19 protein-coding genes and 1 other RNA gene are annotated in these 20,122 nt (G+C 68.7%); 10 read left to right on the plus strand and 10 right to left on the minus strand.

Going from position 1 to position 20,122, the window contains the following annotated elements:
• Positions 1 to 6 precede the first annotated feature (6 nt).
• A complete protein-coding gene (htpX, locus tag ACSFBF_RS28910; RefSeq protein ID WP_258351285.1) occupies positions 7 to 882 on the plus strand; it encodes a protease HtpX in 876 nt (291 codons plus the stop codon).
• 81 nt (positions 883 to 963) lie between these two features.
• Here the strand turns inward: htpX and ACSFBF_RS28915 are convergent, their stop codons facing one another.
• From ACSFBF_RS28915 to msrB, 6 genes are all read right to left on the minus strand, one after another.
• Positions 964 to 1,926, minus strand: coding sequence for a ProQ/FinO family protein (locus ACSFBF_RS28915; RefSeq protein WP_435473011.1), 963 nt, complete (start codon positions 1,924 to 1,926; stop codon positions 964 to 966).
• A gap of 66 nt (positions 1,927 to 1,992) precedes the next feature.
• Positions 1,993 to 2,616, minus strand: coding sequence for a flavin reductase family protein (locus tag ACSFBF_RS28920; RefSeq protein ID WP_435473013.1), 624 nt, complete (start codon positions 2,614 to 2,616; stop codon positions 1,993 to 1,995).
• 8 nt (positions 2,617 to 2,624) lie between these two features.
• Entirely contained in the window at positions 2,625 to 3,182 is a 558-nt protein-coding gene (locus ACSFBF_RS28925; protein WP_435473015.1) for a VUT family protein, read from the minus strand.
• Entirely contained in the window at positions 3,182 to 4,840 is a 1,659-nt protein-coding gene (locus tag ACSFBF_RS28930) for an NAD(P)/FAD-dependent oxidoreductase (RefSeq protein WP_435473017.1), read from the minus strand. The genes ACSFBF_RS28925 and ACSFBF_RS28930 overlap by 1 nt, the downstream gene beginning before the upstream one ends.
• Positions 4,841 to 4,916: 76 nt before the next feature.
• Complete coding sequence (gene cysK / locus ACSFBF_RS28935; RefSeq protein WP_093078546.1) at positions 4,917 to 5,837, minus strand: cysteine synthase A; 921 nt, start codon at positions 5,835 to 5,837, stop codon at positions 4,917 to 4,919.
• A 79-nt stretch (positions 5,838 to 5,916) separates the two neighbouring features.
• On the minus strand, positions 5,917 to 6,429 hold the full coding sequence (gene msrB, locus ACSFBF_RS28940) for a peptide-methionine (R)-S-oxide reductase MsrB (protein WP_435473019.1): 513 nt from the start codon (positions 6,427 to 6,429) through the stop codon (positions 5,917 to 5,919).
• Positions 6,430 to 6,535: 106 nt separating this feature from the next.
• Between msrB and rnpB the strand changes: the two genes are divergently transcribed.
• The 7 genes from rnpB to ACSFBF_RS28975 all read left to right on the plus strand — a co-directional run bounded on the left by rnpB (position 6,536) and on the right by ACSFBF_RS28975 (position 13,471).
• An RNA gene (gene rnpB, locus ACSFBF_RS28945) (RNase P RNA component class A) lies at positions 6,536 to 6,864 on the plus strand.
• 171 nt (positions 6,865 to 7,035) lie between these two features.
• Complete coding sequence (locus ACSFBF_RS28950) at positions 7,036 to 7,488, plus strand: MarR family winged helix-turn-helix transcriptional regulator (protein ID WP_258355361.1); 453 nt, start codon at positions 7,036 to 7,038, stop codon at positions 7,486 to 7,488.
• 6 nt (positions 7,489 to 7,494) lie between these two features.
• Positions 7,495 to 9,603: an FUSC family protein gene (locus ACSFBF_RS28955; RefSeq protein WP_435473021.1), complete on the plus strand. Its 2,109-nt coding sequence runs from the start codon at positions 7,495 to 7,497 to the stop codon at positions 9,601 to 9,603.
• A complete protein-coding gene (locus tag ACSFBF_RS28960; RefSeq protein WP_435473022.1) occupies positions 9,600 to 9,806 on the plus strand; it encodes a DUF1656 domain-containing protein in 207 nt (68 codons plus the stop codon). Before ACSFBF_RS28955 ends, ACSFBF_RS28960 begins: the two co-directional genes overlap by 4 nt.
• 22 nt (positions 9,807 to 9,828) lie before the next feature.
• The gene (locus ACSFBF_RS28965) at positions 9,829 to 10,770 is read left to right on the plus strand and encodes an efflux RND transporter periplasmic adaptor subunit (RefSeq protein ID WP_435473024.1); all 942 of its coding nucleotides are present in this window, start codon (positions 9,829 to 9,831) and stop codon (positions 10,768 to 10,770) included.
• The gene (locus ACSFBF_RS28970) at positions 10,767 to 12,242 is read left to right on the plus strand and encodes an efflux transporter outer membrane subunit (RefSeq protein ID WP_435473026.1); all 1,476 of its coding nucleotides are present in this window, start codon (positions 10,767 to 10,769) and stop codon (positions 12,240 to 12,242) included. Before ACSFBF_RS28965 ends, ACSFBF_RS28970 begins: the two co-directional genes overlap by 4 nt.
• On the plus strand, positions 12,239 to 13,471 hold the full coding sequence (locus tag ACSFBF_RS28975; protein WP_435473028.1) for a multidrug effflux MFS transporter: 1,233 nt from the start codon (positions 12,239 to 12,241) through the stop codon (positions 13,469 to 13,471). Before ACSFBF_RS28970 ends, ACSFBF_RS28975 begins: the two co-directional genes overlap by 4 nt.
• Here ACSFBF_RS28975 and ACSFBF_RS28980 read toward each other — a convergent pair.
• From ACSFBF_RS28980 to ACSFBF_RS28990, 3 genes are all read right to left on the minus strand, one after another.
• On the minus strand, positions 13,461 to 14,003 hold the full coding sequence (locus ACSFBF_RS28980; RefSeq protein ID WP_435473030.1) for a hypothetical protein: 543 nt from the start codon (positions 14,001 to 14,003) through the stop codon (positions 13,461 to 13,463). The genes ACSFBF_RS28975 and ACSFBF_RS28980 overlap by 11 nt on opposite strands.
• 120 nt (positions 14,004 to 14,123) lie before the next feature.
• Positions 14,124 to 14,846 (minus strand): RNA pseudouridine synthase, encoded by a 723-nt coding sequence (locus ACSFBF_RS28985; protein WP_435473032.1) that lies wholly within the window; start codon positions 14,844 to 14,846, stop codon positions 14,124 to 14,126.
• Positions 14,843 to 16,510, minus strand: coding sequence for an MBL fold metallo-hydrolase (locus tag ACSFBF_RS28990; protein ID WP_435473034.1), 1,668 nt, complete (start codon positions 16,508 to 16,510; stop codon positions 14,843 to 14,845). Before ACSFBF_RS28990 ends, ACSFBF_RS28985 begins: the two co-directional genes overlap by 4 nt.
• Before the next feature lie 141 nt (positions 16,511 to 16,651).
• On the opposite strand from ACSFBF_RS28990, the gene ACSFBF_RS28995 reads away from it, so the two are divergent.
• Together ACSFBF_RS28995 and ACSFBF_RS29000 are read left to right on the plus strand one after the other, a co-directional pair.
• Positions 16,652 to 17,662 carry a Bug family tripartite tricarboxylate transporter substrate binding protein gene (locus ACSFBF_RS28995; RefSeq protein WP_435473036.1) on the plus strand — a complete coding sequence of 337 codons (1,011 nt, stop codon included), beginning with the start codon at positions 16,652 to 16,654 and terminating at the stop codon, positions 17,660 to 17,662.
• 114 nt (positions 17,663 to 17,776) lie between these two features.
• A complete protein-coding gene (locus ACSFBF_RS29000) occupies positions 17,777 to 19,228 on the plus strand; it encodes an MFS transporter (RefSeq protein WP_435473038.1) in 1,452 nt (483 codons plus the stop codon).
• Here ACSFBF_RS29000 and ACSFBF_RS29005 read toward each other — a convergent pair.
• Positions 19,179 to 20,093 carry a DMT family transporter gene (locus tag ACSFBF_RS29005; protein WP_435473040.1) on the minus strand — a complete coding sequence of 305 codons (915 nt, stop codon included), beginning with the start codon at positions 20,091 to 20,093 and terminating at the stop codon, positions 19,179 to 19,181. The genes ACSFBF_RS29000 and ACSFBF_RS29005 overlap by 50 nt on opposite strands.
• Positions 20,094 to 20,122 lie beyond the last annotated feature (29 nt).

A 20,122-nucleotide genomic window follows, 5' to 3' on the forward strand; every position in this document is an offset into this window, starting at 1 on the left:
TTCAACTTGAAACGTATCCTTCTGTTCGTTTTGACCAATGTGATGGTCGTCGCGGTGCTCGGCGTGGTCGCCAGCCTGCTGGGCGTCAATCGCTTCCTCACGGCCAACGGGCTCAACCTCACGGCGCTGCTCGGCTTCGCGCTGGTGATGGGTTTCGGCGGCGCGATCATCTCGCTGCTCATCAGCAAGCCCATGGCCAAGTGGACCGCCGGCCTGCGCATGATCGACAACCCCCAGTCGCCCGATGAGGCCTGGATTGTCGGCACGGTGCGCAAGTTCGCCGACAAGGCCGGCATCGGCATGCCCGAGGTCGGCATCTTCGAAGGCGAGCCCAATGCCTTCGCAACCGGCGCGTTCAAGAACTCGTCGCTGGTGGCGGTGTCCACCGGCCTGCTGCAGGGCATGACGCGCGAGGAAGTCGAGGCCGTCATCGGCCACGAGGTGGCTCACATCGCCAATGGCGACATGGTCACGATGACGCTCATTCAAGGCGTGATGAACACCTTCGTCGTGTTCCTGTCGCGCGTGATCGGCTATGCGGTAGACAGCTTCCTGCGCCGCGGCGACGACCGTTCGTCGGGCCCCGGCATCGGCTACTACGTGAGCACCATCGTGCTGGACATCGTGCTCGGCTTTGCCGCCGCGATGGTGGTGGCCTGGTTCTCGCGCCACCGCGAGTTCCGCGCCGATGCCGGTGCTGCCGCGCTGATGGGCCAGAAGCAGCCGATGATCAATGCGCTCGCGCGCCTCGGTGGCCTGCCGGCCGGCGAACTGCCGAAGGCCGTGGAAGCCATGGGCATCACCGGCAGCATCGGCAAGCTGTTTGCCACGCACCCGCCGATCGAAGAGCGCATTGCTGCGCTGCAGAACGCGCAACGCTGATCAGTCGGTCGCGGCAGGTCCGCGGCGCCATGAAAAAAGCCGCCACATTGCTGTGGCGGCTTTTTCGTTTGTGTGGCGTGTTCAGTCTGCGGCGGGTGCTTCGGGCGCCTCGACGGCCTGCGTCGCTGCAGGCGTTGTGGCCGGCGCCGCAGGTGCCTCGCGATCGGCGCGCGCGCGTTGCAGCGTGCGCGTCACATCGCCAGGCTTCATGCCGTACATGTCGGCGAACTCCTGCTCGCTGCGGCCGCTGGCCTCGAAGGCGCGCAGCAGCGCCTCGCGCTTGGCGGCCTGCTGGGCGAGTTCGGCCAGGGCCTCGTCCACCACGGCGTTGTTGTTCTCGTCACGCGAGCGCACCAGCACCGCATAGGCCTCGCGATCCAGGCCCGAGGCCTCGACGGCCTTGGCGATGCGCGCGACCAGCTGCGGGCGCAGGTCTTCGCCGTTGGCACGCTGCAGGCGGCGGCGGTGCAGCTCGAGGATGGCGTGGTGCACGTGCTCCGGCGCGACCGGGTCGAGCGCGTTGCCGTCGAGGTCATGGCGCGCCAGGCCGGCGGCCACGGCTTCCAGGTAGCGCGTGGAGCGCGCGTGCTGGCCCATGGCGATCTTCAGGTCTTCGGCCTTGAAGTCTTCGGGGTGGCGCGCGAGCAGTTCCTCGTACACGCCGAGCTTCAGCGGCACGAAGCGCGCGCCGAAGAGCTGCGGGTACAGCTCGAACAGGCGCTCGAGCACCGGGTTGACCTTGCGCGGCGCGCGCTGCGGTTGAGCCGGTGCCTGGCCCTGGGCCTGGCCTTGCGCACCCTGCTTGCGTGGTTGCTGTTGCTGCCGCTGCGGGCGCTGGTTGCCTGCGCCCTGGTTGTTCTGGCGGGGCGGGCGGGGCTGGCGAGGTTCGCGAGGTTGCTGCGCGGGAGTTTCCGCGCTGGTGCTCGTGCCCGCATCCGCATCGGGGCCGGCCTGCAGCTGCTTCAGCTGATCGGCCATGTCCAGTTGCTGACGCCGGGGCGGGCGCGCGTTCGTCTTCGGGGTGGCGGTGGAAGCGTCGGTCATGCGGGGGGCGCGGCGAGGGTCGCGATGGAATGAAAGAGGAAAGAAATGAAGTCCGGTTTGGCGCCTTCAGCGCGGCCGGAACATCCTGAAGAGATTGTCGGGGCTGACTTCGAAATAGTCCGCCGGTCCGCCGCCGCGCAAGATGGGCTGCGCCGCGGCGGTGTCGTAGATGCCGTCCTTCAGCAGGTGGCGCGCAATGTGCACGCCCACCACTTCGCCGAGGACCAGCCAGGTTTGCACGGGCGTGCCGTCCGCGCCCTCGAGCTGCAGGATCTGCGTGAGCCTGCATTCGAAGGACACGGGGCTCTCGGCCACGCGCGGCACCGCGATGGTTTTCGAGGCGGCGGTCGTGAGCCCGGCGAGCTCGAACTCGTTCACCTCGGGCGGCACGGCGGCGCACGAGCGGTTCATCTGCTCGGCCAGCGGCCGGGTTGCCAGGTTCCAGCCGAACTCGCGCGTCTGGCGGATGTTGTGCAGGCTGTCCTTGGCGCCGATGCTGGCGAAGCCGACGATGGGCGGCGTGTAGTTGAAGGCGTTGAAGAAGCTGTAGGGCGCGAGGTTGAGCACGCCGTTCGCGTCCTGCGACGAGATCCAGCCGATGGGGCGCGGCCCGACCATCGCGTTGAACGGGTCGTGCGGCAGGCCGTGGCCCTTGGCGGGCTCGTAGAAGTGAAAGTCGTCGTTCGCCATCGATGTCCTCAATGGCCCAAGGCTGAAGCTTGCGCCGCCTGCCGGCCGATCAGCAGCCGGAACGGCAGCAGCATCAGCACGCCGACGGCGAGCTTCACGGCGAGGTCGCCCAGTGCCCACGTGAACCACGGGCCTTCGGTGCCCGCGAAGGCGATGCCCCAGAACACGATGCTGTCCAGCACGGCCGCGATCACCGTGGCCACCAGCGGCGCGCGCCACCAGAGGCCGCGCCGCAGCCGGTCGAACACGCCGATGTCGAGCAGCTGCGAGGCGATGAAGGCCAGCCCCGAGGCCGCCGCGATGCGCACCGGCGCGAGCAGCAGCGAGATTCCCACGGCTACAGCAAAGCCGACCCACGCCACGCGCCGCGCCATGCCGGGGCCGAAGCGCCGGTTGACGAGGTCGCTCACGAGGTACGCCACCGGGTAGGTGAAGGCGCCCCAGGTCAGCCAGTCGTTGATGGCGAACTGCACCAGGATGTTGGAAGCCAGCACCACGGCTGCCATCGCGAGCGTGGCGGCGGTCAGTTGGCCGAGGGTGGGGCGCTCGAAGTGCATGACTTGCATCAGACGCTCACGGTGCGTTCGCGTTCGGCCTCGGCCAGCACGCCATGCGCCACGGCCTCGGCCACCTTGATGCCGTCCACGCCAGCCGACAGGATGCCGCCCGCGTAGCTCGCGCCTTCGCCGGCGGGGTAGAGGCCGCGCACGTTGAGGCTCTGGAAGTCGTCGCCGCGCGTGATGCGGATGGGCGACGAGGTGCGCGTCTCGACGCCGGTGAGCACCGCGTCGTGCGTGTCGAAGCCCTTGATCTTGCGACCGAAGGCGGGAAAGGCCTCGCGCATGGCCTCGATGGCGTAGGCGGGCAGGGCCTTGTGCAGATCGGTTGGCGTCACGCCCGGCTTGTACGACGGGGTCACGCTGCCGAGCGCCGTAGAGGGTTTGCCGGCGATGAAGTCGCCCACCAGCTGGCCCGGTGCGCGGTAATCGCCGCCGCCGAGCACGAAGGCATTGCTTTCGAGTTCGCGCTGCAGTGCGATGCCCGCGAGCGCGTCACCAGGGAAGTCGCGTGGGTCGATGCCGACCACGATGCCCGCATTGGCATTGCGCTCGTTGCGCGAGTACTGGCTCATGCCGTTGGTGACCACGCGACCCGGCTCGCTGGTGGCTGCGACCACGGTGCCGCCAGGGCACATGCAGAAGCTGTAGACCGAGCGGCCGTTGCTCGCGTGGTGCACCAGCTTGTAGTCGGCCGCGCCGAGCAGCGGGTGGCCCGCATGGCGGCCCCAGCGTGCGCGGTCGATCAGGCCCTGAGGATGCTCCACGCGAAAGCCGATGGAGAAGGGCTTGGCCTCGATGTGCACGCCGCGCTCGTGCAGCATCTCGAAGGTGTCGCGCGAGCTGTGGCCGAGCGCCATCACGACGTGGTCGGCGCGCAGTTCGCTGCTTTGGCCGGTCGTCTGGTCGAGCACGGTGAGGCCGCGCAAATGCTTGCCGTTGGGGCCGTCTTCGATGTGCACGTCGGTCACGCGCTGCTCGAAGCGGATCTCTCCACCCAGCGCCACGATCTGCTCGCGGATGTTCTCGACCACCTTCACCAGCTTGAAGGTGCCGATGTGCGGATGCGCGACGTAGAGGATTTCGGGCGGCGCGCCGGCCTTCACGAACTCTTCCATCACCTTGCGGCCGAGGAAGCGCGGGTCCTTGATCTGGCTGTAGAGCTTGCCGTCCGAGAAGGTGCCGGCACCGCCTTCGCCGAACTGCACGTTCGACTCGGGGTTGAGCACGCTCTTGCGCCACAGGCCCCAGGTGTCGCGGGTGCGCTTGCGCACGGTCTTGCCGCGTTCGAGCACGATGGGCCTGAAGCCCATCTTCGCGAGCATCAGCGCCGCGAAGATGCCGCAGGGGCCGAAGCCGATGACCACCGGCCGGGCCGTGCCTTCGGCCGCATTGGCCGGCGGCGTGTAGCGCATGTCGGGCGCGGCCTGGATGTGCGGGTGGCCCGCGTGCTTCGCGAGCAAGGCGGCTTCGAGCTTTGCGTCGGCCAGCTGCACGTCGCAGATGTAGACCGTGAGCAGTTCGACCTTGCGCGCATCGAAGCTGCGTTTGTAGACGGTGTGGGAGGCGATCGCCTCGAGCGGAACGTCGAGCGTCCTGGCGATCAGGGTGACCAGCGCGTCGGGCGCGTGGTCGAGCGGGAGTTTGAGTTCGGAGATTCTCAGCATGGCGGCGTAGGGCTTGTGTTTATCAAGCAGGCCGCGCATTTTACGCGCCGAGGGCGCTATGAAAGCTATAGCTGGATCAGGCGGGCAGGAAGCCTTCGACCGAAAGGTACCGCTCGCCGGTGTCGTAGTTGAAGCCCAGCACCACCGCATCGGGCGCCAGCGAGGGCAGCTTCTGCGCGATGGCCGCGAGCGTGGCGCCCGACGAGATGCCGACCAGAATGCCTTCCTCGCGCGCGCAGCGGCGAGCCATCTCGCGCGCCGGTTCGGCGTCGACCTGCAGCACGCCGTCGAGCAGCGAGGTGTCGAGGTTCTTCGGGATGAAGCCCGCGCCGATGCCCTGAATGGGGTGCGGTGCCGGCGCGCCGCCGGAAATCACGGGCGAGGCCACCGGCTCGACCGCGAACACCTGCAGCTTCGGCCACTTCTTCTTCAGCACCTGCGCCACGCCCGTGATGTGGCCGCCCGTGCCCACGCCGGTGATCAGCACGTCGATGCCGTCAGGGAAGTCAGCCGCGATTTCCTCGGCCGTGGTGCGCACGTGCACTTCGACGTTGGCGGGGTTGTTGAACTGCTGCGGCATCCACGCGCCGGGCGTGCCGGCCACGATTTCCTCGGCGCGGGCGATGGAGCCCTTCATGCCGTTGGCGCGCGGCGTCAGGTCGAATGAGGCGCCGTAGGCCAGCATCAGGCGGCGGCGCTCGATGGACATGCTGTCGGGCATCACCAGGATCAGCTTGTAGCCCTTGACGGCCGCCACCATGGCAAGGCCGATGCCGGTGTTGCCCGAGGTGGGCTCGACGATGGTGCCGCCGGGCTTGAGCGCGCCGCTCTTCTCGGCGTCTTCCACCATCGACAGCGCGATGCGGTCCTTGATCGAGCCGCCGGGGTTGGCGCGCTCCGATTTGATCCACACCTGCTGCTTCGCATTGCCGAACAGGCGGTTGATGCGGATGTGCGGTGTGTTGCCGATGGTCTCGAGGATGTTCTGGGCCTTCATGGATGGAGTCTCCTTGGATCAATGCGTTTGTCGGACGGACAGCGCGCATTGTGAGACCAGCCCATGACCCCTGCGACTCTTATGCCGCTCCGGGCGTGAAGGTCATCGCCACGCCGTTCATGCAGTAGCGCAGCCCGGTGGGCTTGGGCCCGTCGTCGAACACGTGGCCCAGGTGGCCGCCGCAGCGGCGGCAGTGCACTTCCGTGCGCGCCATGCCGAAAGACCGGTCCTGATGCTCGCCCACGGCCTTGTCGAGCGGCTGCCAGAAGCTCGGCCAGCCGGTGCGGCTGTCGAACTTGGTCTTCGAGGAGAACAGGTCGAGCGCGCAGCCCGCGCAGCTGAAGCGCCCGGCCCGGTGCTCGTCGTTGAGCGGGCTCGTGTAGGGCCGCTCGGTGCCTTCCTGGCGCAGCACCGCGAACTGGCTGGCGGTGAGCAGCTTGCGCCATTCGGCCTCGGTGTGCGTGACCTCGAATTTCTCGTTCTCGGCCGCTTGCGCATGGCGTGTGCCCCAGCCGAAGAATTGGGCAATGGCCAGCCCCAGCGCGGAGGTTCCGGCGGCAATGGTGAAGCGGCGTCTGGTGTTTTGCGTCATGCCCTTAGTTCGGGCCGGCGAGGCGCCGGGTTACAAATTGCGGCGCGAGTTCTGCAGCATCGCCTGAAAAAGGCGCTTTCGCCCATGAGGCGATAATCCGCCCCGTGAAGCACGCCAGACCGCCGCTGGTGCAAGTGCCGAAAGGCCGCACTGGAGGAACGTCCGGACTGCATAGGACAGCGCAGGAGTTAACGACTCTCCACCGTGAGGTGAGGATTAGAGCAACAGAGACGAGCCGATTTAGTTCGGGTGAAACGGGCAATCTCTGCGCGCAGCAACACCAAGTAGGCCAGTATTGAGGTGGTTCCGCTGAGCTGGCGGGTAGGTGGCATCGAGCCGTCTGGCGACAGACGGCCCAGAGTAATGGCGGTCACGTCGAAGGCTTCGCAAGAGGCCTTCGATGCACAGAATCCGGCTTATCGGCGGGCTTCACACTTTTCTTCTTTCTCCCGTTCCGTTTTTTCGCGCCTTCGGCCCTGAAGGCGGGCGGTAGCCTTGCCGCTGGCAAGGATTGGTAGTTACCCGTACAATCGATAGCATGCTAATTAATAGGCGGCTATCGTGAGCGACCAACCCAACCCTCAACCGACGCGCGAACAGGCGCTGATGCGGCTCGGCACGTCGCTGGCGGTGCTGCAGCGCGGTTACCGCGCCGCGGCGGACAAGGCGGTGGCGCACGTCGGCGTGTCGCAGACGCTGGCCTACCCGATCGTGATGCTCGGGCGCATGAACGGCGAGGTGCGCCAGGGCGTGCTGGCCGAGGCGCTGGGCATCGAGGGGCCGTCGCTGGTGCGCTCGGTCGACCAGCTGGTGGAAGCCGGCCTTGTAGAGCGCCGCGAAGACCCGGCCGACCGCCGCGCCAAGACGCTTCATCTCACCGAAGCCGGCAAGGCCGCCTGCGAGCCCATCGAGGCGGCGCTGACGCTGATGCGGGTGTCGCTGTTCGACGGCGTGTCCGACGAGGACGTCGCCGCCTGCCTGCGCGTGTTCGGCGTGCTCGAGGAGCGCATGGGCGTTCGTTCCGTGCAGAGCCCGCCGCCGCAGGAAGGGCGCAGGTAGCAGCGGATGGCCGCGCTCAACCTGCCGCGCTTCAGCCGCGCGGAGCTTCTCTTTTCCGGCAAGAGCTTTGCCGCGGCCATGCTGGCGATGTACCTTGCCAGCCGCGCCGGCCTGCCGCGCCCGTTCTGGGCGCTCATGACCACCTACGTCGTTGCCCATCCGCTGGCTGGCGCCGTGCGTTCGAAGGCGGTGTACCGCTTCTTCGGCACGCTGATCGGCAGCACCGCCACCGTGCTGCTGGTGCCCGCGCTGTCCAACGCGCCCGAGCTGCTGACGCTGGTGCTCGCGCTGTGGGTCGGGCTGTGCCTGTGCATTTCGCTGTTCGACCGCACGCCGCGCTCGTATGTGTTCATGCTCGCGGGCTACACGGCGGCGCTGATCGGCTTTCCGTCGGTGCAGACGCCGCTCGCGCTGTTCGACACCGCCGTGGCGCGCGTGGAAGAAATCGGCCTGGGCATTTTCTGCGCCACGCTGATCCACAGCCTCGTGCTGCCCGCGGGGCTCGCGCCGACCGTGCTCGGCCTGCTCGACCGCACGCTGCAGGACGCGCGCAAGTGGCTCGGCGACCTGCTGCAGCCCACCGGCCGCAGCAGCAACGCCGACCCCAAGCGCCTCGACGACGACCGCCGCCGCCTCGCCGGCGACATCACGCAGCTGCGCCTGCTCTCCACCCACGTGCCCTTCGACACCACGCACCTGCGCTGGACCGCCGGAGCCATCCGCACCATGCAGGACCGCGTCGCCGCGCTCACGCCGGCCCTGTCGGCCGTCGAAGACCGCCTGCAGGCGCTGGAGCAGGCCGAAGGCCGGCTGGCTCCCGACGTGGCCGCCGTGCTCGCGCAGGCCGCGCAGTGGCTGCGTGAAGAAGCTGAACCCACCGGCGATGCAGCAACCCGCGCCGAACGCCTGCAAACCCTGCGCCGCGCCATCAGCGTACTGAGCGCGACGAACGCCGAGCAACAGGCTTCGCCGTGGAGCCGCGCCCTGCGCATCGGCCTCGCCGGCCGCCTCGAAGAACTCGTCGACGGCTGGACCGCCTGCGCCCAGCTGCGCCTCGACATCGACGAAGGCCTGAAGGGCGCCGCGCCGCTGCGCCGCACAGCAGCGCTCGGCAGCCGCGTGCTGCACCGCGACTACGGCATGGCGCTGCTCTCCGCATTGGCCGCTGTCATCGCCATCTGCCTGTGCGGCGCGTTCTGGATCGTCACCGGCTGGCCTATGGGCTCGGCCGCGACCATGATGGCCGCCGTCTTCTGCTGCTTCTTCGCCACCATGGACGACCCTGTGCCGGCGATCCACGGCTTCCTGAAATGGACGCTGTGGTCCATTCCGATCTCGGCGCTCTATGTGCTGGTGCTGATGCCCACGGTGCAGGACTTCGGCATGCTGGTGGTCATCTGCGCGCCGCTCTTCCTGCTGCTGGGCCTCTACCTGCCGCGCCCTACGCACTTCATGCCCGCGATGGCGCTGATCTTCGGCGTGGCCGGTACGCTCGCGCTGCACGACACAGCCAGCTCCGATCTCGTGAGCTTCCTCAACAGCATGATCGGCCAGATCGTCGGCGTGGTCGTTGCGGCGCGCGTCACCCGCCTGGTGCGTTCGGTGGGCGCCGACTGGAGTGCGCGCCGCATCCAGCGCGCCACCTGGCGCGAGCTGGGCGACATGGCCGCGTCTTCTCAACCGCAGTACGCGCAGAGCGACGCGTACGCCGTGCGCATGCTCGACCGCATCGGCCTGCTCGCGCCGCGCATCGCGCAGGCCGGCGGCACCGTCGAAGGCGTGGCCGCCAACGATGCGCTGCGCGACCTGCGCATGGGTGCCGACATCGTCGTGCTGCAGCGCGTGCGCGCCCAACTGCCGCTGGCCACATCGGCCGCGCTGCTGGGCGGCATTTCGCGCTTCTTCCGCCAGCGCGCCGAAGGCCGCATGAACCCGCGTCCGCCGGGCCTGCTGCCGCAGATCGACGAGGCGCTGAACGTAATGCTCGAAGCGCGCGACACCGCCGCTTCATCGACGTCGCGCGCCGCCGTCACCGCACTGGTCGGCCTGCGCCGCAATCTTTTTCCCGACGCGCCGCCGATGCTGGGCGCGTCCAAGCAAGGAGCTTCCGCATGATCGGCGAAGCCAGTTTCTACGGCCTCTACCTGCCCTGGATCATGGTGCTGGCTCTCGGCGCGCTGCTGGCGCTGTGGGGCGTGCGCCGCCTGCTCTCAGCCACCGGCGTGTACCGCTGGGTGTGGCATCCGGCGCTGTTCGACATGGCGCTCTACCTGCTGCTGCTCTACGCGCTGAGCCGCGTCACCTCCTACCTCCAATAAACAAACAGACAACGAGATCTCCATGAAAGCCACCACCAGTCCTTCCGCAGAAAACCCGTGGGTCCAGCGCCTCGGGCGCGTTCTTTTCACCGTGGTCGTGGTGGCCGCCGCCGTGTGGGCCGGCCTGCGACTGTGGGACCACTACGAACTCGCACCGTGGACGCGCGACGGCCGCGTGCGCGCCAACGTCGTACAAATTGCGCCCGACGTGTCGGGCCTCGTCACCGCCGTGCCGATCCAGGACAACCAGCCGGTGGCTGCCGGCACGCTGCTGTTCGAGGTGGACCGCGCGCGCTACGACCTTGCCGTGCGCCAGGCGCAGGCCGCGCTCGCCGCGCAGCGCGCCCAGAGCGCCCAGGCGCAGCGCGAGAACACGCGCAACACGGGGCTCGACGAACTGGTGTCGAAGGAATCGCGCGAACAGACCCGCTCGCGCGTCGAGCAGATGCAGGCCGCCGTCGCGCAGGCCGAGGTGGCGCTCGACTCGGCCCGCCTCAACCTGCAGCGCGCCCAGGTGCGCGCGCCGGCCGACGGCCTCGTCACCAACCTCGACTTGCGCCAGGGCAGCTACGCCGCGGCGGGCCGCCCGGTGCTCGCGCTGGTCGATGCGCAGTCGTTCTACGTCGAAGGCTATTTCGAAGAAACCAAGCTACCGCGCATCCACCTCGGCGACCGCGTGCGCGTCACGCCGATGGGCGGCGGCGCGGTGTTCGAAGGCGCGGTCGACAGCGTGGCCGCCGGCATCGCCGACCACGACCGCTCCACCAGCGCGAACCTGCTGCCCAGCGTGAACCCGACCTTCAACTGGGTGCGGCTCGCGCAGCGCATTCCGGTGCGCATCAAGCTCGATCCGCTGCCGCAGGGCGCGCGCCTCGTAGCGGGCCAGACGGTCACGGTGCAGGTGCTGGAGAACAAGCCAGCGCAGAAAACGGCGGCAACAACCTCCGCGCCGCAGAAGGGATGAACGACATGACCAGCTTCGCATTTCGCCTCGCATCACTGGCCGTCGCCGCCGGGCTCGCGGCCTGCGCGGCGGTCGGCCCCGACTACAAGCAGCCGCCCGAGGCGCTCGCCAGCCAGCCCGCTGCCGGCAAGCCCTTCGCCGAGGCGCCCGCCAACGCCGCGCCGCTGCCTGCCCACTGGTGGCGCCTGTACCACGACCCGCTGCTCGACAAGCTCGTCGAGCAGGCCCTCGCGCACAACACCGACCTGCGCCAGGCCGTCGCCAACCTCGAGCGCGAACGCGCCATCGAAGACGAAACGGCCGGCGCCAAGTACCCGACCATCGGCGTGAACGGCGGCCCTTCGTTCGGCCATGTCTCGGGCCTGTCGCTGCTGCAGAAGGGTTACGAGCCGCCGAGCACCTTCAACTACAGCGCGGGCGCTTCGCTGTCCTACCAGGTTGACCTGTTCGGCCAGATCCGCCGCGCCATTGAGGCATCGCAGGCCAACACGCAATCGGCCGAAGCCGCGCTCGATCTCGTGCGCGTGAACGTCGCGGCCGGCACCGCGCGCGCGTATGCCGAAGCCTGCTCGACCGGCCTGCGCCTGCAGATCGCGCAGAAATCCGTCGCGCTGCAGCAGGACGCGGTGAACGTCACCGACCGCCTGCAACGCGCGGGGCGCGCCGGTGCCATCGACACGGGCCGCGCGCGTGCGCAACTGCAGCAGCTCAACGCAGCGCTGCCTCCGCTGAAGGCCGAACGCCAGGGCGCGCTGTATCGCCTCGCCACATTGACCGGCGCACTGCCGCAGGACTTTCCGCGCGAGGTGGCCGACTGCACCGTGCCGCCGCGCGTGGCCGGCACGCTGCCGGTCGGCGACGGCGCCGCGCTGCTGCGCCGCCGCCCCGACATCCGCCAGGCCGAACGCAGCCTGGCCGCATCGACCGCGCGCATCGGCGTGGCTACTGCCGAGCTCTATCCGAAGGTCACGCTGGGGCTGTCGGGTTCGTCGGTGGGCCATGCCGACGACTTCGGCCGCAAGGACACCTTCGCCTGGAGCCTCGGCCCGCTGATCTCGTGGACCATTCCCAACACCGGCGTCGCGCAGTCCCGCATCGCGCAGGCCGAGGCCGGCACGCGCGCTGCGCTCGCCAAGTTCGACGGCACTGTGCTCACCGCGCTGCGCGAAACCGAAACCGCGCTCGCCACCTACGCGCGCGAACTCGACCGCCGCGCCGCGTTGCAAGCCTCTCGCGACGAAAGCGCGAAAGTGGCCGCGCAGGCGCGCCAGCTCTACCAGAACGGCCGCACCGGCTACCTCGACTCGCTCGACGCAGAGCGTTCGCTAGCCGCCAGCGAGGCCGCCCTTGCGGCCAGCGATGCGCAGCTGGCTGACGACCAGGTCGTGCTGTTCATGGCGCTGGGCGGCGGCTGGGAGCCCGACGACCAGCACCTTGCGCAAGGCGCAACGCCGACAACCACGAAGCAATGACCGACACCGCAACATCGATATCAGCCGCGCTACAGCGCCGCCCGCACGCGCCGCTGTGGCTGCTCGCGCTGGTCACCTTCAGCGGCACGCTGGCCATGCACATCTTCGTGCCCGCGCTGCCCATCGCCGCGAAGAGCCTTGGCGCCGGCATCGGCGCCATGCAGATGACGGTGAGCCTCTACATCTTCGGCCTCGCGGTGGGGCAACTGGTGTACGGCCCGCTGGCCGATCGCTACGGGCGGCGGCCTGTGCTGCTGTTCGGGCTGGGGCTCTATTGCGTGGCGGGCCTTGCGGCTGCGCTCGCGCCCGAAGTGCATTCGCTCATCGCGGCGCGCCTGTTCCAGGCGATTGGTGGCTGCGCCGGCCTCGTGCTGGGCCGCAGCATCGTGCGCGACACGGCCGAGCCGCAGGAGGCCACGCGCCGTCTCGCGCTGATGAACCTGATGGTCACCATCGGCCCCAGCCTCGCGCCGCTGGTCGGTGGTGCGCTTGCCACTGCGTTCGGCTGGCGCTCGATCTTCTATGCGCTCTTTACTCTCGGCGTCATCGGCTTCCTGTTCACCTGGCGCCTGCTGCCCGAAACCGGTGCGCCCGGCGCGGCCGTCAATGCGTGCGAGCTCGCGCGCAACTACAAAAAGCTGCTGGCCTCGCCGGCCTTTCTCGGCTTCTCGGTTGGTGGCGGCTGCGCCACTACGTCGATGTATGCCTTCATCGCTTCGGCGCCCTTCATCTTCGTGGACCAGCTGCACCGGCCGGCGCACGAGGCGGGCATCTACCTCGCCATCCTGGTGTCGGGCGTGTGGCTCGGCAGCTTCCTCACCAGCCACCTGATCTCGCGCGTGCGGGTCGACCGCCTCATGATCCGCTCGAACGCCCTGAGCGTGGCCGCGGCCTTCGTGCTCCTGGGCGCAGCGCTGACCGATCACCTCTCGGTGCCGCTCATCGTCGCCTGCATGTTCCTGTTCACTGTCGGCGCCGGCATGGCCTCGCCAGCGGCGCTGACGCAGGCGATCAGCGTGAACCCGCAGGCCATCGGCTCGGCCTCGGGCCTCTACGGCTTCACGCAGATGGCCGTGGGCGCGCTGTGCACCGCGCTCGCCGGCATGGGCCACCGCAACCCCGCGCTGGCCTCGGCCATCGTGCTGGCGGGGGCGGGCATCGTGGCGCAGCTGTCGTTCGCGGTGGCGCTGCGCGCGCAGAAGCGCGCGGCCACAGCCCTCAGCGCGTGAAGAGCCAGCCCCCCTTGGGCTGACGCGTCAGCTCGTGGCGCTTGACGGCGCGCTCCTCGCCGTCGTCGCCCACGTAGACCACCTCGAAGCGCAGCAGCTTCGGCGTGACCATCTTCCAGTTCTGGATGCGCTTGACGGTCACGCAGGCGGTCTTGTCGTGGTACTGCATCTCCGACATCGGGCCGCCCTGGAAGCCCGTGCCGTCGAACAGGCGGCCGGACGCTGCAAAGGGGTTGAGCACCGCGCCGTTGCGCGCGGTGATGCAGCCCTCGGTCCGCACGAATGACTCGATGGTCGGCGAGGCGCTGCGCACCACCTTGCCCACGGCCGGGCTGGGCGGCTTGCTGCCGATGGCCTCGCGGATGCGCTCGACCTGTTCCTCGGTGATGGGCGCGAGGCCGTCCTTCGAGATCACGGCTGGCGGCGGCGCCGGTGGCGCAGGTGGTGGCGCGGGCGTGAGATAGGTGCAGCCTGCCACCAGTACCAAAGGCACGGTGCAGGCCAATGCGGTGCTCGGTGTTCCGAACTTCATGGCTCAGTCTCCCTGACGGCGGCCCATCGGGGCCGCTGGCTGAAAATTGCAGGCCGCGAACATGCGGTGCATCGTCGTAGTCGTCCTCTTTCCCTTCTCTTCTTTTTCTTCGTTGTTGTTCTAGAAGCGTTCGTGGGGTGCGAGATAGCGCCACTGGCCGGGCTGAAGCCCCGCCAGCGGCACGCGGCCGAGGCGGATGCGCCGCATCGCCAGAATGCGCAGGCCTACGCCGTCGCAGATGTTGGCGATCTGCCCCGGCCGCGCGCCCTTGAGCGCAAAGCGCAGGCCCGTTTGTTCGTCGCTCTGGCGGCCGATGCTCACGCGTGCCGGCGAGCGCTCCAGCCGCGCCAGCACCTCGGGGCTCACCGGGCCGGCCACGTCCACCATTACTTCGTGTTCGAGGATGCCCGCGTCTTCCTGCAGCTTGCGTTCGATGCGGAATTCCTGCGTGTACGCGACCAGCCCGCTGGCGCCGGTTTCGAGCGGCGTCATGCAGCGCTGCGCCTTCGCGTGCGCCGGTAGAAAACGCAGTCCGGCGCGCTCGGGCTCGTGATGGTTCGCAGCCACCAGCAGGCGGTGCGCGGTGTCGGTTGCCATGCCGGCAGGCTTGTACAGAAGCAATGTGACAGGCACTACCGGCTCCGGCTTGGCGCCAGCTTCTATCTCGACCTGCTGGTGCGGCAGCACGCGCGACTGCGGCAGCATCTGCGGCACGCCATCGACGCGCACCGCGCCGTTCTCTATCAGCAGTTCGGCTTCGCGCCGCGACACGCCGGCCATTGCGGCCACGCGCTTGGCAAGGCGGATGCCTTCGTCTTCGACGGGAGCAGTTTTCATGTTCATCGGGGCGCCGCCAGTTGGCGTATGCGCGCCACGTGCGCGGCCAGCGAACGGGCCGCCACCGGCCACATGCGTTCGGGCACGTCGTCGTAGGCCAGCGGCAGCCAGTCATCGGGCGTGCCTTCGGGCAGCTTCTGCATCGCGGCGGCAATCTTGGCCTCGCGCTTCAGCCGGTGCGCCTTCAGCATGCCGATGGCGGTGCGGGCAAAGCCGATCACGTAGCCGTGCGCGGGCAGGATGAAGTCGATGCCGCCCGCCTCGCAGGCCGCATCGAGCGTGTCGAGCGAATCGAGGTACGCGCTCATGTCGCCATCAGGCGGGTCGACCACCGTGGTGCTGCCGTTGAGGATGTGGTCGCCGGAGAACAGCAGGCCGTCTTCTTCCAGCACTAGGCACAGGTGGTTGGCTGCGTGGCCGGGCGTATGGATCACGCGCAGCGTGTGTGTGACGGGCTCGTCTTCGGCCGTTGTGCCCGACAGCACGAGCCGTTCGCCGTCGGCCAGTTCGCGCTCGGGCGTGAAGCGTGCAGTGGCGCGCGCGGTTGGCTTCGAGGCTAGGCCGAGGATCGGCGGCTTGCTGCCGTTCTTGCACAGCGCCTGCAGCGGCGCCGCGCCCGGCGAGTGGTCGGCATGCGAGTGCGTGCAGACGATCATGCGGATGTCGCCCTTCGTGGCGCGCCACAGCCGGCCGATGTGGTCGAAGTCGTTCGGGCCCGGGTCGATCACGATGTAGCCGGTGGCCGCGTCGCCCACGATGTAGCTGTTGGTGCCCGGGCCGGTCATCGCGCTCGGGTTGGGCGCGGTGAGGCGCATCACGTTCTTCAGCAACGGTACCGGGTGCTCGCTCTGCCAGTCGAGCGCGTGCAGCACCTGGCCGTCGGGGCACACCAGCGCGAGTTCGCCGAAAGGCGACTCGTGTTCCATGTAGCGCGCGTCCTCACTCTTGAGCAGGCCGGCGCGCGGGCAGCTGGTCCACAGCGGGGCCTCGCTGGCACAGGCCGCGAGCAGAGCATCGACGGTGGGGTATGCGGCCATGCGCTGCAACGTGCGCACGGTCGGGAAGATCATGAAGAAGGTGCCGGCCTCATGGCGCGCGAGCGCATCGGCCGGGCGCACCCAGCAGGGCTCGAACTGCTCGCTCTCGTCGGCGGTGGGCACCTGGCCTTCGGGCATGCGCGCCACCAGAAAGGGCACGTCGAAGCGCTTGGGCAGGTCGCGGTCGGTCATCCAGTGCGCGAAGGTGAACACGCGGTCTGAGTCGAGCACCAGGCCATGCGCCGCGCATTGGTCGGCGAATGCGGTGCCGGCGGTGTTGCCTCGGTCCATTGCGGCGACTTCTTCGGCACTCACAGGGCGCCCGTCGGCATGGTGTGCCAGCAGGATGCCCAGCTCTTCAAAGGCCTCGCGAATGGCAGCGATGGCCTGCGTGCGCTGCACGCGGCTTTGCGTGGGGCGGCGCGTGGCGATGCGCTTGGCCGCCTCATCGGCTTCGTCGATGTGGCCGCCGGGAAAAACGTACGCGCCGGGCGCGAAACTGGCTGTGGCCGAACGGCGGGTCATCAGCACTTCGATGCCGGCGGCGCTGTCGCGCAGCAGCAGCACCGTGGCGGCCGGGCGCAGGGGCGCGGGCTCGCGTGGGGTGTGTAGTTGTTGGGAGGAACGGACCATGGGGCAATTATGGGGAGCAGACGCGATACATGCATGTCGCCGCGCATAAGCTCATATGGAATCGGGCATCAGCGGCGCGCCACAATCCGCGCCTGCACTGCGTGCATTGAAGACAAAAGACTGAACGACCGAAAGACTGTCATGGCCCATTCTCCACTCACTCGTCTTGCCCGCCGCACACTGCTGCTGGCCGCGGCCTCGCTCGCCGTGCCTGCGGCCTTCTCGCAGTCTTCCTCGCAGGACTGGCCGCAACAACCCGTCACGCTGATCATGGGCTTTCCGGCCGGCTCGGGCGTCGACGTGGTGGCCCGCGTCATCCAGGAACCGCTGGCAAAGCAGCTCGGCAAGCCCGTCGTCATCGACTACAAGTCGGGCGCGGCAGGCAACATCGCCAGCGACTACGTGGCCCATTCCAAGCCCGATGGCTATACGCTTGCATTCGGCACAGCCGCCACGCACGGCAGCAACGCCGCGCTCTACAAGAAGCTGCCCTTCGATGTGGAAGCCGACTTCATTCCGGTGGCGCCGGTGCTCGACGTGTCGAACGTGCTCACCATCAATCCCGACGTGATCAACGTCAAGACCTTGAAGGAATTCGTCGAGCTGGTCAAGGCCAACCCCGGCAAGTACAACTATGCGTCTACAGGCAACGGCGCGGGCACGCACATGGCCTTTGCCGAATTCAATTCGCGCCTGGGCCTGAACATGGTGCACGTGCCCTACAAGGGCGGCCCCGAGGCCATCACTTCGGTGGTTCGCGGCGAGACCTGCTGCATCATGAACCAGGTGCAGACCATCCTTCCGCACTACAAGGCCGGCAAGGTGCGCCTGCTGGGCGTGACCACCGCCGCGGCCGTGCCGGCGGTGAAAGAAGTGCCCACCATCGCATCGAGCGGCCTGCCGGGCACCAAGGGCTTCGACAGCTCGATCTGGTTCGGCATCTTCGCGCCCAAGGGCACCGACCCGCAGATCGTCGACAAGCTCAACGCCGCCGTGAAGGCGGTGCTGGAGACGCCCGAGATCCGCGAGCGCTTCGAGAGCCAGGGCAACACCGTGCGCATCGAGTCGCCGGCACAGTTCAAGAAGACCGTGCACGACAACCGCGTGAAGTGGGCCGAAGTCGCGAAGGCCGCGAACATCAGCATCGACTGACCGGCCTGCAGGAGCGGGAGCGGGCAGCGCAAGCGTAGAAGGGTGGGGCGGGCCCAGGCGCAAAATTTCTGCACTGCGATGTCGATCCGGGCACATGCCGTTCGACTACCGTGCATGAACACCACTTCAGACCCCCGCCGCTGGAAAGCCCTGGCCGTGCTGTGCACGGCCTACTTCATGGTGATCCTCGATTCGCAGATCGTCATCCTCGCGCTGCCGTCCATCGAGCGCGCGCTCGGCTTCTCGCCGGGCCGCGCGCAGTGGGTCATGAGCGCCTACCTGCTGAGCTTCGGCGGCCTGCTGCTGCTCGGCGGCCGGCTGGCCGACCTGCTGGGGCGGCGGCGCATGTTCATGCTGGGCACGGGGCTGTTCCTGCTTGCCTCGCTGGGCTGCGGGCTAGCCACCACGCCGCAGGTGCTGGTCGTGGCGCGCGTGCTGCAGGGCATGGCGGCGGCGGTGATGTCGCCTTCGGCACTGTCCATCCTCATGACCACGTTTACCGAAGGCGCGGAGCGCAACAAGGCGCTGGGCATCTGGTCGGGCATGGGCGGCATCGGCGCCACCTCGGCATTGCTGATCGGCGGGCCGCTCAACGACGCGCTGGGCTGGCCTTGGATCTTCTACATCAACGTGCCCGTGGCCGGCGCCGTGATGCTGCTCGCGCCGGTGCTGCTGCGCGAAAGCCGCGCCGACGCGCGCACCCAGCCGCGCCGTTACGACCCCGCTGGCGCGTTCACCATCACGGCCGGACTGATGCTGCTGGTCTATGCGCTTGTCGAGGCGCCCGGCGCGGGCTGGCTTGGCGCGCAAACGCTGGGCGTGCTGGCGGCGGCGCTGCTGCTGATTGCGCTGTTCGTGGCAATCGAATCACGCTCGGCCGCGCCGCTGGTGCCGCTGGCTATCTTCCGTTCGCGCACGCTGGTGGGCGGCAACCTGCTGATGCTGGTGCTCGGCATGACCGCATGGGGCGTGGGCACCACCGTCTCGCTCTATGCGCAGAAGGTGCTCGGCTATTCGGCGCTGCAGTTCGGGCTGGGCACGGCCGTGCTCACGGTGATGGCGGTGGTGGGCTCGACCTTCGGGCAGGGCTTTGTCACGCGCGTGGGCTTCCGGCGGGTGGCGATGGCCGCGATGCTGCTGCTGGGCACCGCGAGCCTGCTGCTCAGCCGTATCCGGGTGGAAGGCACTTACTTCGGCGACATCTTCTTCGGCCTGTTCATCTTCGGCGCGGGGCTCGGCTCCTGTGCGGTTGCGGCATCGATCGCCGCCTTTACGAGCGTGAGTGCGGCGGAATCGGGTCTGGCTTCGGGCATCAACACGGCGGCGTTCCAGCTGGGCGGCGCGTTCGGCTCTGCGGCGGTGGCGACCGTGGCCATTTCGGTCACGCTCGGCAGCGGTGCCGCTGCGGTGCTGAATCGCGGGTATCAGGCGTCTTTCATCGCCTGTGCCGTGTTCGCGGTGGTCGGGCTGCTCGTGGCCTGGCGGCTGCTGCGGCCCGTGATCGGGCCGGAGCTTGCTAGCGTGCAGGGCGCGCCGGCATCGTCATCGCGATCACGCCGGCCATGATGCAGGCAAGGCCGACCCACGCCGTGGGCGCCGGTGCCTCGCCAAGAAACACCACACCGATCATCACGCCGATGGGCACGCGCAGATAAGCCTGTGCGGACGTCGACATCGGCCCCAGCGTCTTGATGAGCCGGAAGTAGATGGTGAAGGCCAGCGCCGTGGAAAGCACCGCGAGCGCCAGCACCGCCATCATCGAAGCCGCTGACGGCGCGAGCGTCCACGGCCGATCGATCACGAGGCTCGCGGGCAGCAGCATCGCCGTGCCGCTCAGCAGCGAGCAGGCGGCCGGCACCATCGGGTCCAGCCCCTTGAACACGCGGCCGAACATCGCGGCGCAGCCATAGCAGACGGCGGCGGCCACCAGTCCGAGCTGCGCGAGCAGCGAATGCCCGAGCCCGTTCAACGCCTCGAAGCCGACGATCAGGCAGATGCCCGCCAGCCCCGCGCCCACGCCGAACAGGCGGCGCAGCGTGGGCCTGTCGGCGCCGCCGAGGCCCAGCCCCAGCAGGAAGATGAAGATCGGCGAGGTCGAATTGAGGATGGTCGCCAGGCCCGCATCGACGCTGCGTTCGGCCCACGCAATGAGCGTGAAGGGCAGCACGCTGTTCAGGCACGCCTGCAGCACAAAGCGCCACCACATCGCCGGCTCCTTCGGCAGCTTCACGCCGCGCATGCGCAGCACCGCGAGCAGCAGCAGGCCGGCGATCAGCGTGCGCGCCGCGATCAGCGTGACGGGCGGGATCGTCGCCACGCCGATCTTGATGAAGGTGTACGAAGCGCCCCAGCAGGTGGCTAGCAGCGCGAGCAGCGCCCATTCGAAGGCGGCGTTGGTGTGGGGCTTGCTGGTGGTGGAGAGCGTGTGCATGGTGCGCCGATCATCGCGAGACCTGCCAA

This window comes from Variovorax nivicola, assembly GCF_051216475.1.
Classification (GTDB): Bacteria; Pseudomonadota; Gammaproteobacteria; order Burkholderiales; family Burkholderiaceae_C; genus Variovorax.